Source organism: Psychrobacter sp. APC 3281, assembly GCF_030407815.1.
In the GTDB taxonomy this organism is placed as follows: Bacteria; Pseudomonadota; Gammaproteobacteria; order Pseudomonadales; family Moraxellaceae; genus Psychrobacter.
The window spans coordinates 1-14,387 of sequence record NZ_JASDCS010000018.1 but is presented as its reverse complement, the minus strand read 5'-3'; the positions used below and the strand labels follow the sequence as shown (position 1 = coordinate 14,387).

Below are 14,387 nucleotides of genomic sequence, written 5' to 3'. Positions count from 1 at the left end.
AACTAATTATTAAGATAATATAATAATTTATAATATTAATATAGATGTTAATTCCCTACTGGCTTATGTAATATTACGTAATTGTTTCGATACATCCTGTATATTCTTGTATTAACCCTTAGTTATTTATCTATTTTAAGGGTTAATAACCGATAAATCCGCTTACATTGTCATCAAAAGTTACAAATTCAAAGTTATTTTTAATTTTAAAGTCGCAATAGCTAATGAATTTTTTGATGAAGAATCATTTTATAAGCAATAGAACAGTCTTATACTTGCTTCATTCGCTTTTAACGCTAACACTATAATCAAAGTATTCTTAACTGCTAACACACTATAATTGCTGCTCTACCGATTCAATATCAGCATAAACTTGGGTCGTCCCGTCTTTATTGAGTTGCATAACCTGATAGGGCATGAATTTATTTTGATACTCCATACCCGGGCTACCAACAGGCATGCCAGGTACGGCAAGACCCATAGCTTGTACTGGCGGATTTTCTAAAAACTGCGCCATATATTTAGCGGGTACATGACCTTCAAAGACGTAACCATCAGTAGTGACTACAGTATGGCAAGAACGCATTTCATTTGGAACGCTGTAGCGCTCTTTAAATACGGCTAAGTCCGCAACATCTTGCGCGGTTGCACTTAGACCATTATCTTCTGCATGACTTATCCATTCTTTACAGCAGCCGCAATTGGCATCTTTATAGACAGTGGCTGAGACGTTTTTTAGTAGGTCTGGTTTACTTACTGATGTCATCATAGGAGTATTTATAACGTTTGGTTCAGCTGTCTTCGGAACAGTCACTACATCTTCAGTTGATGCCGATGTTGTGCTTGCATCAGATACGCCACTACTCGGTTGGCTACAAGCAAATAGTGATGAGGCGGCAAGTAATACTAACGTACTACGCAACCCCTTAGACAGATAACGATTGAATATAAGACTGGATTTTATTTTTAAGGGGGTCATAGTGCTCTCTCATGTACTGTAGATATTGTGAGCTATAGAAGGTCAAGTAACACTTCATATCGTTTGGTAATGTAGCATAATAACCCATCAAACGGAGTACGTAAATTTATCCATTGAGCAGTGCGGACTGGTATCATAAGCAGTTTTCATTTTGAAATGCTGCCTGTAGTATTAACAGGTCTATCCGAGTTTTGGATTTTGACTAAAAATTCAAAACTCATAATTTTGGATAATTTGCGATGCGCCTGTCTACTATTAATCTACAAAAGCGTTTGAGTACTCACTCAAATCAATTACCGCTATGGTTTACGCTAGTAGCAGCATGGCTTGCAGGGGCTATTTTTTTATTTGCGCTAGCGCCTCATGGGTTCTGGCCGCTAGCAATAGTGTCACCAGCGATTTTATATGCGCTGTTGGTACCAAATATGAGTGGTCGTCGCGCTTTTATTATCGGTGAAGCTTACGGTATGGGGCTATGGTGCGTCGGCGGCTTTTGGCTCTATACTGCCATCCATGATTATAGCGATACTCCAACGTGGCTCGCATTGATTATGATTGGATTGATGGGTCTCGGTATGGGACTGTTTCATGGATTTTTAGCACTAGTCTTTAACCGTATGGTAGGCAAACAACCCTTTTCATTTGCTGCTCTTTGGGTGCTACAAGAATGGTTAAAAACTTGGTTATTCACAGGCTTTCCGTGGCTGTTTGTTGGTTATGCATTTACTGAAGAGTATTGGTTATCGTCCTTAGCACCCGTTGCTGGTGTTTTTGCCGTCTCTTTTGTTGCCATACTATTGGCTGCAAGTTTAGTAGAGCTACTGCTTCGACGCAGTAGTTATGCCGTCGTTTCTGTACTGTTATTAGCCATTAGCACATCATTATGGCTGGTCAATCCGCAATGGACAAAACCTAAGGGCACACCTGATCTGTCAGTGTCATTGATTCAAGGTAATATTTCACAAGATATAAAGTGGCTGACGCAATATCAAGTAGAAACGCTAAAGATTTATGCGAAGTTAACGCGCACTGAGTGGGGACGTGATGTGGTGGTGTGGCCTGAATCATCTATTCCGATGTTTCAGGATGAGGCTGCGGGCTTTATTAGTGAAATGATAGAAATGGCCAATGCGACCAATACGACATGGATAACTGGTATCCCTTATAAGGATAAAGCGGCATTCAATGCCAGTACGGATAAGTATCCCCCATTTTACAATAGCGTGATTGCTCGAGGTGTAGAAGCGGAAGGCCTATACAAGAAGCAGCGTCTAGTGCCTTTTGGAGAGTATATTCCATTTGAAGGCGTGCTCGATATTTTCCCAAGTTTGGCCGGTAGTCAGGATATTAAGAGCTATAGTCGTGGTAGTGATCAGCAGTCACCGCTAAAGGTGCGTGAACACAATATAGGGACGGCTATCTGTTATGAGGTAGCTTATCCAGATACCACGCGTAAAAATGCCATCGATACTGACTTTTTGTTGACCGTCTCTAACGATGCCTGGTTTGGCACTTCAGCAGGACCATTGCAACATTTGCAAATGGTACAAATGCGCGCGCTTGAGAACGGGCGCTGGTTTATTCGAGCGACCAATACTGGTGTTACCGCTATCATTAACCATAAAGGTCGTATTGTAAAACGCGCACCGCAGTTTGAGCGTACTGTACTACGTGGTGAGATACAGGCACGGGTTGGTAACACGCCCTTTATGCTTATGGGAAATTATCCTATCTTGATAATAATAACCCTGTTATTACTAATAAGCTATTTTGGCAAAGGTCTAACCACACTTAGAAGACGAGGGTAATAGTAAACTTAATCATAATAATTTAATCAGCGTAAGTTTTTTATTTTTTCTAGGTAACGTCCTAACGCACGTAAATATAAAAGTTTTAAACTATTGATCACATAAGAACTGATTGAAAAAATTATGTTGACATAAGGCACGCGCCTCATACTTAAAAAGAGATAGCTATATACGGTCTATCATCTTTTAGTTGATACTTTCATTTAATGCACGCGATTTTTGATTGTCATCTGCCTTAGTACCAAATTCAATAGTTGCATGTTGTATATTCTGATGCGCCAAATCTTCCTTGATGTTTTCTTTCATAGTAATAGTCTCTTCAAACGTTATATCGGTCTTCGGTACAATATGAACTGTAAGAGCATTCTCAGTGGTACTCAAAGCCCAGATATGTAAATGATGAAAGTTTTGAATAAAATTATAGCTCTCTAAGATAGCAGTGATTTTACTGAGATCAACATTTTGAGGTACTCCGTCGATAGCAAGCTTGATACTCTCTTTTAGTAGACCCCAAGTCGATAACAGTATAACGACTGAAATAATCAAGCTAACTAGAGGATCAACGATATTCCAACTTGTATAGTAAATAATAATGCCCGAGATAACGACACCTACAGAGACCAATGCATCTACCATTAGATGCAAGAAAGCACCTTTGACATTAATATCGTCTTTTTGACCTTTGTAGAATGCAAAAGCAGAAACAGTATTTATAAATACACCTATTAGAGCTGTAATAATAATAACTTTTCCTGCAACTTCCGGTATCGTATCAAATCGACCCAAGGCCTCATACGCAATACCTATAACGATTGTAACTAACAATATGGCGTTAATAAGAGACGCCATTATAGAAGCTTTTTTGTAGCCATAGGTATAAAGCGTAGTAGATGCTTTCTGTGCTAATTTCATTCCAATTAACGAGATTATTAAACTGGCAACATCACTTAAGTTGTGGCTAGCGTCTGCGATTAAAGCTAATGAATTAGTTGAGTAGCCCACTATAAACTCGATGAGCGTAAATGCAGAATTTAGACCAATCCCAATATAAAAAGCTTTATTCATATTTTTAGGGTCTGGAGCTTGATGACTGTGGTTATCTGAATTACTCATAATTTACCCTTGTTTAGGTTGCTGCATTTTATTAAAGGTAGAAAATAAGTTTATTGCATATTTTCTATATTGCACAGTCAATATTGCTCTAATACCGTAGACCCACTTATTTTTATCAATAAACTGAGCCACAACTTGATTGTGTGTCCTATCTCTCCTTGGGCGAAAAAAGCGGATTTTACTGTAATCTAACTGGCTTACGTAAGCTTCTTGTTCTCATGTTCAAGCTCTTTAGTATGTGTAGCTTAGTCTTGAATGTTGGTTAGTATAGTTTCATTAGTGTGCTTTTTATGACATGACCACATAAAGGTGTAATCGTTTAATGCTTCAATCAGCATACGAACGGCGCGTTCTTTAATCTCAGGAGTGTAGGTTTGTCTTTTCATTATCGTATTCTCTCAGAAAGATGATTTACCGCTTCTTAACAGCGCGTGTAAAACCTTGCATCTGACGACTAAGCCGGTCTTCATAGTAAACTATCCCAGTATTGTCAGAAACTTAACGTCTTGTGAGGATGTACTAAGTGCTAACTTCAAAATAATTGAAATGCTTACGCTAAATGACGACAAGAAAAGCCTAAGCAATCTAACGAAGAATCAGATATTAAAAACCTAATCTGTATGACAAATAAAAAAATGCCTCTGGGAGTTGACTCCCAGAGGCATTTAGTTTTAAATGTAGATAACGGTTACAGTGTGTTGACGCACCCTGTAACGAACAAATAAGCACACAGACTGCGTTATTTGAACAGCATTAAATGCCCGTATAGGTGCATTTTATCCAAAATCTGCTTTCATATCAACTCTATTTGCTATACATTTTAAAAACTGCTTGTTCGCTCGTTACATTTTCGTGCTGCTCTCTCTGTACCCGTTACCCGTCAAATGGGTGGCAGGCCTCGGTGACGACTGCGTTTGACATAAGGGTGAGCTCCCTACAGGGGTGACTAGACAAAGGATCAGAGCAACGCAATGAGTGGTTACTTGTGCATATCGTAGCGGTATATTGGGCGAACGCCCTTGCTAGCGTATGACAGCACAGTAGCGGTTATGAGCGTGTCTAGGCGGTGCTATCAGCCGTAATCATAACAGCCGTAGCTTGATACAGTGATACGGTCTTGATGACGCGATGGGCGATGAAGTCGGCATGACTAATCACATCAAATTCAAGGAATGCACTAAAGTGTTTGTGAGTATTTTTATTATACTCATAATTGCTTTAGGGTGAGTGTTCCTTGAAATCTGCTCAAGGCTCCAAAATCAGCATAAATTCACTTAGGCTAATTTAAGTAGTATATAGCCCACTAGGCTATATACTATGAGAGTTCAGAGAAAAATTTAGAATATTTATTATACAACCATCATTTATTCAGTGAGTCGATATTGTCATGGTGGATTCATAAGCTTAGTGTGAATAGAACGGGATTGACTTATTTATTGTTAATTGTCTCTCGCATCTTTTCAATCTCTGCAGTCAATGAGCTACTCTTTTCCTGTTCTGATTGATAGTTAATTGAAAGCTCATCATACTGCTCACTCAATGCAGTGTGCTCAGTACTAAGCAAAGTTCTCTCATGATTTAACGTGTCGTGTTGCTTAATCAGTAGCTGATGATCTGCTTCAATCTTAGCTTGCTTTTGAGTAAGCTGCTCATTAATCCCTGATAACTTATCACGTTCAGCGATTATGGCCTTTAACTCTCCTTTCACTTCTGCTGTAAGATTCGTTATCTCGTTGCGCTCAATAACGACTGTCTTTAGCTCATCCTTAGTTGCTGTCAGTTCTGTTTGCAGACGCGCGATCTCTGCTTTATCGCTATTAGCAGTGGCTTCAAGCGTGGCCACCTTCGATATGTTGGCACTCAGCTCTTTTGATTGCTGATCAAAACTGCTACGCAGGTCACCAAGTTGGGCCTGAGCTGCCACTGTTTTAGCTCGTTCAAGTTCTAGCTGGTGCTGAGTATCGCTGAGTGTCTGTGTCAGCACATCCCGTTCAGCAGTCACTTGAGCCGCGGTGATAGCCGTTGCCTCTGCAGTTGCTGTGACCTCATCGAGCTGTTCTAACAAATCAGCCTGCTCACTCTCTAGGGTCTTAACCGCTTCTTGAGCCTCATCTGTCTCAGCTTGCGACTTGGCCTTAATACTCTCTAGAGCCTCCCGTTCTTTAACCAGACGATCATTGGCAATATCAATGGCCGTCTGCCACATATCCGCACCAAGCGTTTGTAAGCGTTCAGTGATACCACTTGGTAGCTCAACCTGTCTTAGCTGCTCTTCTTGTTGGTTATCCTGACGCCAAGACTTCATAGCTTCACTGATGGTCGTGAATGATCCACCACCCAGCGCCTTACGCACTTCGGCTAAAGTAGGTTTGATACCTTGTTCGTGCAGTTGATCAGCAATAGCATGAATTTGCTGTGTAGTAATGGCCATAATTATTGTCCTTAATTTTGTATGAGTAAATATGTAGCGTTTGTAGTATTTTTTATATAGTATAATACAATATACAACATACTACAATATAAGGCTTAAAAAAACCTCAAGTAATCTTGAGGTCACAATCATTAGATTAGGGCTAACGATCAGTTAAGTACTCTTCTAGCGCATTACTATCATTTATTAATGATTAGCGCCTGTTTGCTTGGTTTTATCCTTAAATTTGGCAATGATACTGGCCTCAGTAAAGAACGCTTATGGTTTAATACTGCCACGGCTAACACCTGACCAGTCGGTGACTTCTGGAATGTCTGATAGATCAATGTCGTCATCATTAAGCGTTGCTAAATGCTCTAAATCTACTTGTTGCTTGGCCGTTAGTGGTGGTAGCTCGTCTATTTGATAACTAACTTTGTTCACACTGGCTCCCTTTCATTTTTTTGACACGTCTAGCTGAGATAATGCGTATAACCTCACCATTATCTATTTCTGTTTGCGTATGGGCTACCAATAGGACGGCGGTACCGTCTACTGTACCCAGCGCTTGCCACTGCTTTTCATCATTTTCATACCTGTCTTGCTGACGCAGGCATAAAAGGTCTAGAAAAACTCGGGCGGCTGCCTCAAATAATAAACGGTGCTTACGCTGATTGGTGTTTTTTTTGTTCATCCCATTCAAATCTAATACTTATCTGTTCTCTCTGTCAGTATGCTCTTTATAGATTAGCAATTCATCTTGACTGACAGCTGTTACTTTCTGGTATTCAAAAGATAGCGGTACTTGATTGGTTTGCGCCACTTGGGTCAAGAACAATTTAATCGCTTGAGACGGCGTTAGACCATAGCTTTCAAACACGGCAAAAGCATTTTCTTTTAGCTCTTGATCGAGCCTGATATTATAATTAGTTGTCGTCATGGCATTACAAATGGCTTATCTGTGTACATATAATATAAACCATTTGTATAGACAGTACCAGATTAATCACTCTTTTTTCTTTGCTATGATTTTTGCTTAGGGAACGTATAACCTACCGCCAGCAAATGCTTTTTATGGGTCTTTAAAAAAGCTTCATCTCTTAATTGAGTGTGTAACCAGCTGATCACTTCTTGGGTACTTTTTCCTGAAGGCGCATAGCTACCAAATGGGGCATAGTTAGCCAATAGAGGCGCAAAACGGTCGATCTGTTTGACTGTTAAGGATGGTATATCTCTATTCTCATTATTCTGATTTAAGTCCTCCAGACTTTTTTTCTTGGTGGGCTTAGCTTTTACATTAAATTTTAGTCCTGTGACGGTACGACCACGTTTGACGTTTTCATAGGTGATTTTAATATCTGACTTTTCTGTTATTTCTTCAACGCTTGGGTTGATGACTCGACTTTTTAGGTTGTTAATACGTTCGTAAGATTTAGAAAGAGCTAGCTCCTCTCTAATTTCTTCAAGTGACATTGTCCACGAGCTCATTGCCTCATGTTTTTTGGCCAGATGGTATATATCTATTGAATATTCACCCTTCAGTTTAAGTACATCTTCTTTTTTATATTTAGTGAATGGATTATTTTCATCAAAAACCTTCAACATCAGTAGCACTTCATCTGTAAAACATAGAGACACATAGCCATCTTCATATATTGATCTGATGACCCACTGTACATTGACACGGCTACCGCGTTCATTTCTATAGCTAAAAAATCGCCTCATCATCGTTTCACTAGCATCTTTTAATTGAGTATAAGCAGAATCCACTTGAATGTTGCAAGCCTCTGCAAATGCTTTCGCGGTTATCTCTATAGTGTCTTTTTCAGTGGCATCTATCAAACGCACTACTGAACTAGCAAGCAACAGCAACCGTTTTTCATCAAGTGTCATTTCATAAAACGCTTGTAGAATACGATTTTGCATAACAACCCAATTTGCAGGGTATTTCTTCTCATATAAACCAACTTGGTTAGTCATATCTACGCCTTAATACTCAAATCTATCTAATTGTAGCATAATACCTGCTGATTGTAGCTTTTAACCTAGCTGATTGTAGCTTTTAACCTAGCTGATTGTAGCATTAACCTAGCTGATTGTAGCTTTATAGATCTTGAAGCCCTTAACTGGTAAGGTCTGAGAGCTTCCTAAAAGTCTTTAAAAATCTTTAAAAGTAAAAAATATGTTTTTATATTAAATAATAGGAAAAAAGCTCAAGAACTGACGGATTTGAGATGATAATATGAGCGACCAATCACTTATAGAACTGTTCAGTAGCTCAAAACGCTATGGTCAATTTACTCGGTATCAATCTTTATTCTCATAGTTCGGATTAAGCTTTGATCTTTGAAAATCTTCAAAAGCACGGTCAAAGATATTTTGAATGTCTTCATCTGTCATTCTGGCCAACGCTGTTTTCATACTCTCAGTATCAGTCTCATTTTTTGTAGATAACTTGTCTTCATTTTCAATAGTCATTATCGACACCTCTGTAAACACATCTTAAAGCATTGCTAAAACGCATAAAAAATACTCTTATATGCGTTCTACGCTCTGTTCGATACGATGGTAGCTAAAGCTATTTTAAAACGCTTAAAACAGCTAAAAATCGTCTTCTAGCATTTCGCTAATTAGAAGACGATTCAGTTGTACTGATGAATAGGCTATTGCTAACAGTAACAGTTATTGAGCTGCTGAATCGTCATCAAACAATGAACCGTACTCACTATCTTGATTGTCTTCATGTGAAGTAAAACTGCTTGATACCATCTTAGCCTCACCTTGCATCTTATGAGCAATTGACTTTAAAAACTCACGGTGCTTTTTCAAACGGACATATTTTTCATTATCGTGTGCATCTAAAAAAATAGCTTGCAGTTCATGATTGTCATCATCGTCTAATGCGTTGGCCAACCACTCCCCCAATATTTTATGTGCTTCAAGCCTGTCCTGATCAATCTCTTTTTTAAGAGCCTGTAATTGCTTAATCTTATTTGCAAATAAATCATCTGATATTACTGACATTACCTCATCCTTTTTTTAGCCAACTATGATAGAGTTGATCCTAGCAGTACATATACAGGTATGCAAGGTAGTAAAATACACAAGACCACTTCGTTTCGTGGGCGCAGTAGTATTTTAACCCTCTGTTAAGAGCGAACTTAGGAGTTTATGTAAAAAAGGCCCACAAGGGGCGCTATTTTTTTTACATAAACTCCGTCGTCCGGCAGGGGGCGAACCCCCTACAACCCCCAAAAAATCATCACTCAATATTGGGTTTTTTTGCTATGAATAATAAAGGTTTTCATCTGTCGGTTAGCGCCGTTAGTAAGGCGAAAAATCATAGCGTGGTGGCAAAGTCGGCTTATAATTCTGGCTCAAAACTGGTTGATGGGCAGTCAGGAGTCGTCCACGATTATACCAGTAAAGCTAAAGATAAAATCTTAAACTTAGTGGACAGTGATGGCACTAAATATACGCAAGTTATTGAGAAAAATGTGGTGCATATGGCGTTGATAACGCCAACTCTTGCTGGGGATCTAGCAGTGACACGTGAGGGTTTTTGGAATGATATCGAACGCATTGAGACTCGTAAAAACGCGCAATTGGGTACTGAGATTGATGTGATGTTTCCTGATGGGATCACCGCTGATCAGCGTATAGTTCTGGCCGAGCGCTACGCTCAAACCTTATCTGATCGTTATAACGTGCTTGTCGATGTGGCCATTCATCGGCCCCACAGTCACGAGAAACATGTGGGGGAGGTTGAAGTGGTTGAGCTGACCAGTCGTAATTTTCATGCCCATATTTTACTCTCAAGCCGTGAGATAGTAGCGGATGTTGAGGGTTATGCTTTATCAGCACGCAAGAATTGGCTGCAGTGGTCAACGGAGGAGCGTTTATCTAAGGGGTTAAACGGGCGCGGCGATGAGCTTAAATATCAACGCACCCTTTGGGCGGATATGGCCAATAAGCTACTGCCTGAGAATAAAACCATTAGTGAGAAATCCTACCGTGAGCTGGGCATCAGTCTTTTACCAAAAATGAAACTGGGCAAGTCATTGTATAAGGATATTCTCAAAGGCAATCGTTCAGTGATTCATGAGTACAACGAGACGATTGATGAGATCAATGCTTACATTGAAAAAAATGGTCTGGTAATTGAGTATGACGACAAGGGACGTATTGACCTAGAAAGCAATGAGCAAGAGGTTAACGGCGTCACAGTACATTATAAAAAGCGTAAGCCCTTTGCGCGAATTGAGCTCAGTAATATCCGCTTTGTAGATCCTGCCGCTGAACTTGAACCCGCTATCCCTAAAAATAACAGTCAGACGCATAGTGATGTGGCCAATGATCACGCACTTGATGAGCTTTTAGCAATTTCAGCCGACTTTGTGAGTCAAAAAAAGATGGTACGCAGCGCCTTATTTTCAACCATTGATGCGCTGTATGAAGAGTTAGCGCTTCAGTCTAAACAGATTATTACCATTGATAAAAACATTAAGAGTACCCAGCGGTTCACCAAGGAGGTGGGACAGGATTTTAGCGAGCCCCGCCAAAAAATGATTGAGCTTGCCCGGAAAATACATACGAAAGAGCAAAGCGAGGCACTAAAGACGGCTTTAGCGTCGGTTGATCAGTTTAGACAAGATGACACCCTACAAACAGGCCGCGCTGTTAGCCGCCTTGAAGAGCAGCTGTCACAGATTGATAAAACGGTGCTGAACAATAAAGCGGTTTTAAAAAATCTTATTCCCCTTAACAATCGAGTTATTGATGATCATAAGGCGCTAAAGGCCACCTTAAAACCGTTTGCCGCAACGCTGAATAAGCTGGCTACTGACTTTAAAGCGCTTGATGAGATTGATATTGAAAAAACTGAGCTGCAGCGGCACTGGCGGGAGACGTTTGAGGATTTGCAGGCGATCGAGATAACGAGCAACCTTGACACCTATCATAAGTTCGCGGCACTGGCAGATCTTGATGTTGAGCGTTTTAAAGCGCTTGAGCAAGAGCGTGAGGCGCTGCGTGCTCTTAAAGCGGTAGAGATAGATGATACCGCTGAGGCACGTTTGAAGATGCTTGTATCTGATGTAAAGACATTTAAAACCGCCAATAATGAAGACATCAAACAATTAAAGCTGCAAATCAATACCAGTCAAAAAACCTATCAGCGCCTATCGCCGTTTTATGAGCAGCGTATTGCCCTTCTTGATCAAAGTGAAGCGGTGATTGTGCAAGATGATGACTTATACGATGAGATTACCCGTACCAAGACCACTCAATTGAACGCAGATCGGCTTGATGACTGGCGCAACCGTACGATGAGGCTTCAGTACCAGCTCAACAAAGCACATGAGCAAGCAGAGCTTAAGAAAAAGGCTGAGCGTGCACGAGAGGAAGCAGAGAAGCGGCGGCAAGAAAAACAACAAAAAGAGCAAGATGCTACTGCCCTTGCGCGTACCCGACAGGCAGAAGTCAAGGCGTATCAGAGCAGGTTTGATAATATGCTGGTACGGGTTAAAGACCGTATTGATAAGATCGACTTTAAAGCGATTGATACTACTGCCACTGTGATAGAGGTGGCTGAAAAGTTAGCTGCTGAGGCCCTCGTTTTAAAAACGCTTCAGCATACTGATAACGTCACCGCGTTGCAAAAGCGTTTGCGAGACACGGATGCAGAACGGGTGACGATAGACAGAGATACATCGGTACAGACACTATTACAAGCGCTCGGCACGCTTCCTAGCGACCGTCATAAAATTGATACTATAAACGCGCTTAATGAGCGTTTTGAGCAGGTTCCTGACATCCGCGTGGGCACGCAAAATTTAGCGCAAATCTTGGCCGCACAAGTGCTGGATATAGACAAGGCTATTCAAGAAAAAGCGCGCCATTACTCGTCACCACGCCCATTTTAGTTGTGATGATTACAATAATGAGTACTTACTATGAATAAAAATGACCGCACTGAGCAAGACATACACGATCAACTTGTTAACCTAGTGACTTCATTGACTCCGGTCATTGGGGCCTTGCGTGAGCTGATTAAGCGAGCCGATGATGCGGTAGCGAGGCGGCTTGAGCGTTCGCTTAGCGGTATTGATAGCAAGGTGAATGAGGTGTCTTCTGCCATTGAAGAATTAGGTAGTAGCGCAAGCACGACTTCGCAGGCATTGAGTCAGTATCAAGAACTCGTGTTAAAGCAGCTACAAGCGGCAGTGACTGCTTTTACTGACAATGATATGCCGCGTCGTTATGATGACAAAATAGCAGGCATCATCACCGATATGAAACAGCAGATTGATACGGCTGTAGAGTCGGTCGTCACTGCTAAAAACGACAGCATAGAGGTACAAGTGAGTACCATGCAAGCGGTGGCTGACAAGCTTGGCGCAGGCGCTGACAATCTAGCCCTATTCACCAATCAGTACCAAGCTGGTCATAAGCAGATTATTGAAGATATTGAGACCTTTGAGACCACCACCAAAACGCGGATTGAACAGGTTGAGGGTAGAGCTAGTAAAGACTTGGACAAAATTCATAAGTCCATTGAGACTATGAGTATTAAAAGGATTGCAGCCGCTGTCGCAGCGGGTACGATGGCTGTGATAATAAGTTTGGTGGCCCTGGTATTTTGGTATGTGCCAAGCTTTGATGAGATTGCAGAGATGAGATACCAGCAAGCAGAGCTACAGCGCGGCATCGATGAGCTTGAAACGGGGTGGAAGCAGGCATTTGATAACGCTCAAAGTCAGCAGATTATTTTGGCTTGTGATGTTAATGAAGCGCAGCCTGATGCAATCAGCTGGTGCGTTAGAGCAGACAGTAAAAGTGTTTTGAGAGATGAGAGAGGCTTTGTTTATTATAAAATAGCTGGGGTGCCGCGTGCAGAGCCGACTGAGTAAAGGCATATGGTAATAGTAAGCCATATTGCCCAAAAGTGCGTCTTCTGAGACATATAAGACTGAAAAAAGCTTGTTTGATTGTCGTTATCTTTGTCTATATCAAAAAGCCAGATAATGACACTTTATCTGGCTTTAAGGGTTATTGTTTCTTGTTAAACAAGTTGTCTGTAAATATAAGCTAAAGCCATTACGCTGCTTGGTCAGTGTGAGCTGTGACCAACTCTATAAAAGCAGTTTCAAGGGTGCTTAACGCATGATCGTCAACGATAAGACCGTCATCTAGCTGTCGTTGCACCCAGACATAAACCGCTTCATCATTATAAAGAATGGGGTCAACACCAAGTAGGGTTGCCAGCTGTACGCCTTGCTGTATTTGTAAGCTTAATAACAGCTGAGAGGCTAACGTTTTAGTCTGTTCACTAAACCATGTGCAGCTATTGAGCCGAGATAGATTGTTATTCATTGGTATTCTCCTATAGACCATTATATACATATAATAAATAAAATGACTTACTACAGGTCAAATTATACCTATATTTTAATCTATTGCAAGAGAAAATAACCTTCTGTAGGTCTTTTTATTCGTTTAAAGACAATCACAGCTCATGACAACGTTATTTATGCTGGTGACTCACTGCTGTCCTCATTTATGATTTCGTATAAATCACCAACATTGATTCTAAGATAAGTACATAAAGACTCGATGACATCTAGATCAACGCGGGTGGCTTCTTCATGATACATGCGAGTAATGGTGCCACGATTGATGCCAGTATCTCTTGAGATATCGGCAATTTTAAGGCGTCTTTCACCCATGATGGTCGATAAGTGACACTTCACCATAGTGGTTCCCTCATTCATATTAGTGGTTTTTGATTGGTGAGCGGATTATAACGAATATGAGCGGCTAAAGTATTGCTTTTAGTAGCTCATATTGATACTTGATAGCTACACTTTATATGTTAGCAGTCAGTTTACTGGGGCATCTCAGTCTTTGACAAATTTATGCAGTTTTATGAATATTATTCACATAGAAATTCAGTCGATATCAAAGATATAGTTATTTTTTAAAAATGTTGCTATTCATCTAACTATTGAGTAAAGTCTTAATAATACTCAAATACTCAAATACTCAAATACTCAAATACTCAAATACTCAAATACTC

Annotated in this window: 13 protein-coding genes and 1 pseudogene; 3 read left to right on the top strand and 11 right to left on the bottom strand. The window is 40.5% G+C overall.

Annotation, left to right across the window (positions count from 1 at the left end; translation table 11 throughout):
- Window positions 1-334: 334 nt before the first annotated feature.
- Window positions 335-979 (bottom strand): DUF411 domain-containing protein, encoded by a 645-nt coding sequence (locus QL886_RS12920; RefSeq protein ID WP_082787298.1) that lies wholly within the window; start codon window positions 977-979, stop codon window positions 335-337.
- 239 nt (window positions 980-1,218) lie between these two features.
- Between QL886_RS12920 and lnt the strand changes: the two genes are divergently transcribed.
- The gene (lnt, locus tag QL886_RS12915) at window positions 1,219-2,787 is read left to right on the top strand and encodes an apolipoprotein N-acyltransferase (RefSeq protein WP_068039556.1); all 1,569 of its coding nucleotides are present in this window, start codon (window positions 1,219-1,221) and stop codon (window positions 2,785-2,787) included.
- Between the two features lie 186 nt (window positions 2,788-2,973).
- On the opposite strand, the gene QL886_RS12910 is transcribed toward lnt, so the two are convergent.
- The 8 genes and pseudogenes from QL886_RS12910 to QL886_RS12875 form a co-directional block, all read right to left on the bottom strand.
- Window positions 2,974-3,900 carry a cation diffusion facilitator family transporter gene (locus QL886_RS12910; RefSeq protein ID WP_114701933.1) on the bottom strand — a complete coding sequence of 309 codons (927 nt, stop codon included), beginning with the start codon at window positions 3,898-3,900 and terminating at the stop codon, window positions 2,974-2,976.
- 1,429 nt (window positions 3,901-5,329) lie between these two features.
- On the bottom strand, window positions 5,330-6,331 hold the full coding sequence (locus tag QL886_RS12905; protein ID WP_114701934.1) for a DNA-binding protein: 1,002 nt from the start codon (window positions 6,329-6,331) through the stop codon (window positions 5,330-5,332).
- A gap of 258 nt (window positions 6,332-6,589) precedes the next feature.
- A complete protein-coding gene (locus tag QL886_RS12900) occupies window positions 6,590-6,754 on the bottom strand; it encodes a hypothetical protein (RefSeq protein ID WP_156410068.1) in 165 nt (54 codons plus the stop codon).
- Window positions 6,741-7,026, bottom strand: a pseudogene (locus QL886_RS12895) (BrnT family toxin). The gene QL886_RS12900 and the pseudogene QL886_RS12895 overlap by 14 nt, the downstream one beginning before the upstream one ends.
- Window positions 7,023-7,250: a type II toxin-antitoxin system RelB/DinJ family antitoxin gene (locus QL886_RS12890; protein WP_114701935.1), complete on the bottom strand. Its 228-nt coding sequence runs from the start codon at window positions 7,248-7,250 to the stop codon at window positions 7,023-7,025. The pseudogene QL886_RS12895 and the gene QL886_RS12890 overlap by 4 nt, the downstream one beginning before the upstream one ends.
- Before the next feature lie 83 nt (window positions 7,251-7,333).
- Entirely contained in the window at window positions 7,334-8,290 is a 957-nt protein-coding gene (locus tag QL886_RS12885) for a replication initiation protein (RefSeq protein ID WP_058368520.1), read from the bottom strand.
- A 327-nt stretch (window positions 8,291-8,617) separates the two neighbouring features.
- The gene (locus tag QL886_RS12880; protein ID WP_162799535.1) at window positions 8,618-8,788 is read right to left on the bottom strand and encodes a hypothetical protein; all 171 of its coding nucleotides are present in this window, start codon (window positions 8,786-8,788) and stop codon (window positions 8,618-8,620) included.
- Window positions 8,789-8,992: 204 nt separating this feature from the next.
- Window positions 8,993-9,334 (bottom strand): hypothetical protein, encoded by a 342-nt coding sequence (locus QL886_RS12875; RefSeq protein ID WP_114701936.1) that lies wholly within the window; start codon window positions 9,332-9,334, stop codon window positions 8,993-8,995.
- Between the two features lie 263 nt (window positions 9,335-9,597).
- On the opposite strand from QL886_RS12875, the gene QL886_RS12870 reads away from it, so the two are divergent.
- Window positions 9,598-12,234, top strand: a complete 2,637-nt coding sequence (locus QL886_RS12870; RefSeq protein WP_114701937.1) for a MobA/MobL family protein — start codon at window positions 9,598-9,600, stop codon at window positions 12,232-12,234.
- Between the two features lie 30 nt (window positions 12,235-12,264).
- Window positions 12,265-13,221 (top strand): hypothetical protein, encoded by a 957-nt coding sequence (locus tag QL886_RS12865; RefSeq protein WP_114701938.1) that lies wholly within the window; start codon window positions 12,265-12,267, stop codon window positions 13,219-13,221.
- Between the two features lie 187 nt (window positions 13,222-13,408).
- Here the strand turns inward: QL886_RS12865 and QL886_RS12860 are convergent, their stop codons facing one another.
- On the bottom strand, window positions 13,409-13,684 hold the full coding sequence (locus tag QL886_RS12860) for a hypothetical protein (protein ID WP_095570655.1): 276 nt from the start codon (window positions 13,682-13,684) through the stop codon (window positions 13,409-13,411).
- Between the two features lie 155 nt (window positions 13,685-13,839).
- Window positions 13,840-14,064 (bottom strand): helix-turn-helix transcriptional regulator, encoded by a 225-nt coding sequence (locus tag QL886_RS12855; RefSeq protein WP_057758779.1) that lies wholly within the window; start codon window positions 14,062-14,064, stop codon window positions 13,840-13,842.
- Window positions 14,065-14,387: the final 323 nt, after the last annotated feature.

Excerpts from the sequence above, each read along its gene's own strand:
- QL886_RS12920 (WP_082787298.1), bottom strand. The coding sequence starts at position 979 with ATGACCCCCTTAAAAATAAAATCCAGTCTTATATTCAATCGTTATCTG.
- lnt (WP_068039556.1), top strand. The coding sequence starts at position 1,219 with ATGCGCCTGTCTACTATTAATCTACAAAAGCGTTTGAGTACTCACTCA.
- QL886_RS12910 (WP_114701933.1), bottom strand. The coding sequence starts at position 3,900 with ATGAGTAATTCAGATAACCACAGTCATCAAGCTCCAGACCCTAAAAAT.
- QL886_RS12905 (WP_114701934.1), bottom strand. The coding sequence starts at position 6,331 with ATGGCCATTACTACACAGCAAATTCATGCTATTGCTGATCAACTGCAC.
- QL886_RS12890 (WP_114701935.1), bottom strand. The coding sequence starts at position 7,250 with ATGACGACAACTAATTATAATATCAGGCTCGATCAAGAGCTAAAAGAA.
- QL886_RS12885 (WP_058368520.1), bottom strand. The coding sequence starts at position 8,290 with ATGACTAACCAAGTTGGTTTATATGAGAAGAAATACCCTGCAAATTGG.
- QL886_RS12880 (WP_162799535.1), bottom strand. The coding sequence starts at position 8,788 with ATGACTATTGAAAATGAAGACAAGTTATCTACAAAAAATGAGACTGAT.
- QL886_RS12875 (WP_114701936.1), bottom strand. The coding sequence starts at position 9,334 with ATGTCAGTAATATCAGATGATTTATTTGCAAATAAGATTAAGCAATTA.
- QL886_RS12870 (WP_114701937.1), top strand. The coding sequence starts at position 9,598 with ATGAATAATAAAGGTTTTCATCTGTCGGTTAGCGCCGTTAGTAAGGCG.
- QL886_RS12865 (WP_114701938.1), top strand. The coding sequence starts at position 12,265 with ATGAATAAAAATGACCGCACTGAGCAAGACATACACGATCAACTTGTT.
- QL886_RS12860 (WP_095570655.1), bottom strand. The coding sequence starts at position 13,684 with ATGAATAACAATCTATCTCGGCTCAATAGCTGCACATGGTTTAGTGAA.
- QL886_RS12855 (WP_057758779.1), bottom strand. The coding sequence starts at position 14,064 with ATGGTGAAGTGTCACTTATCGACCATCATGGGTGAAAGACGCCTTAAA.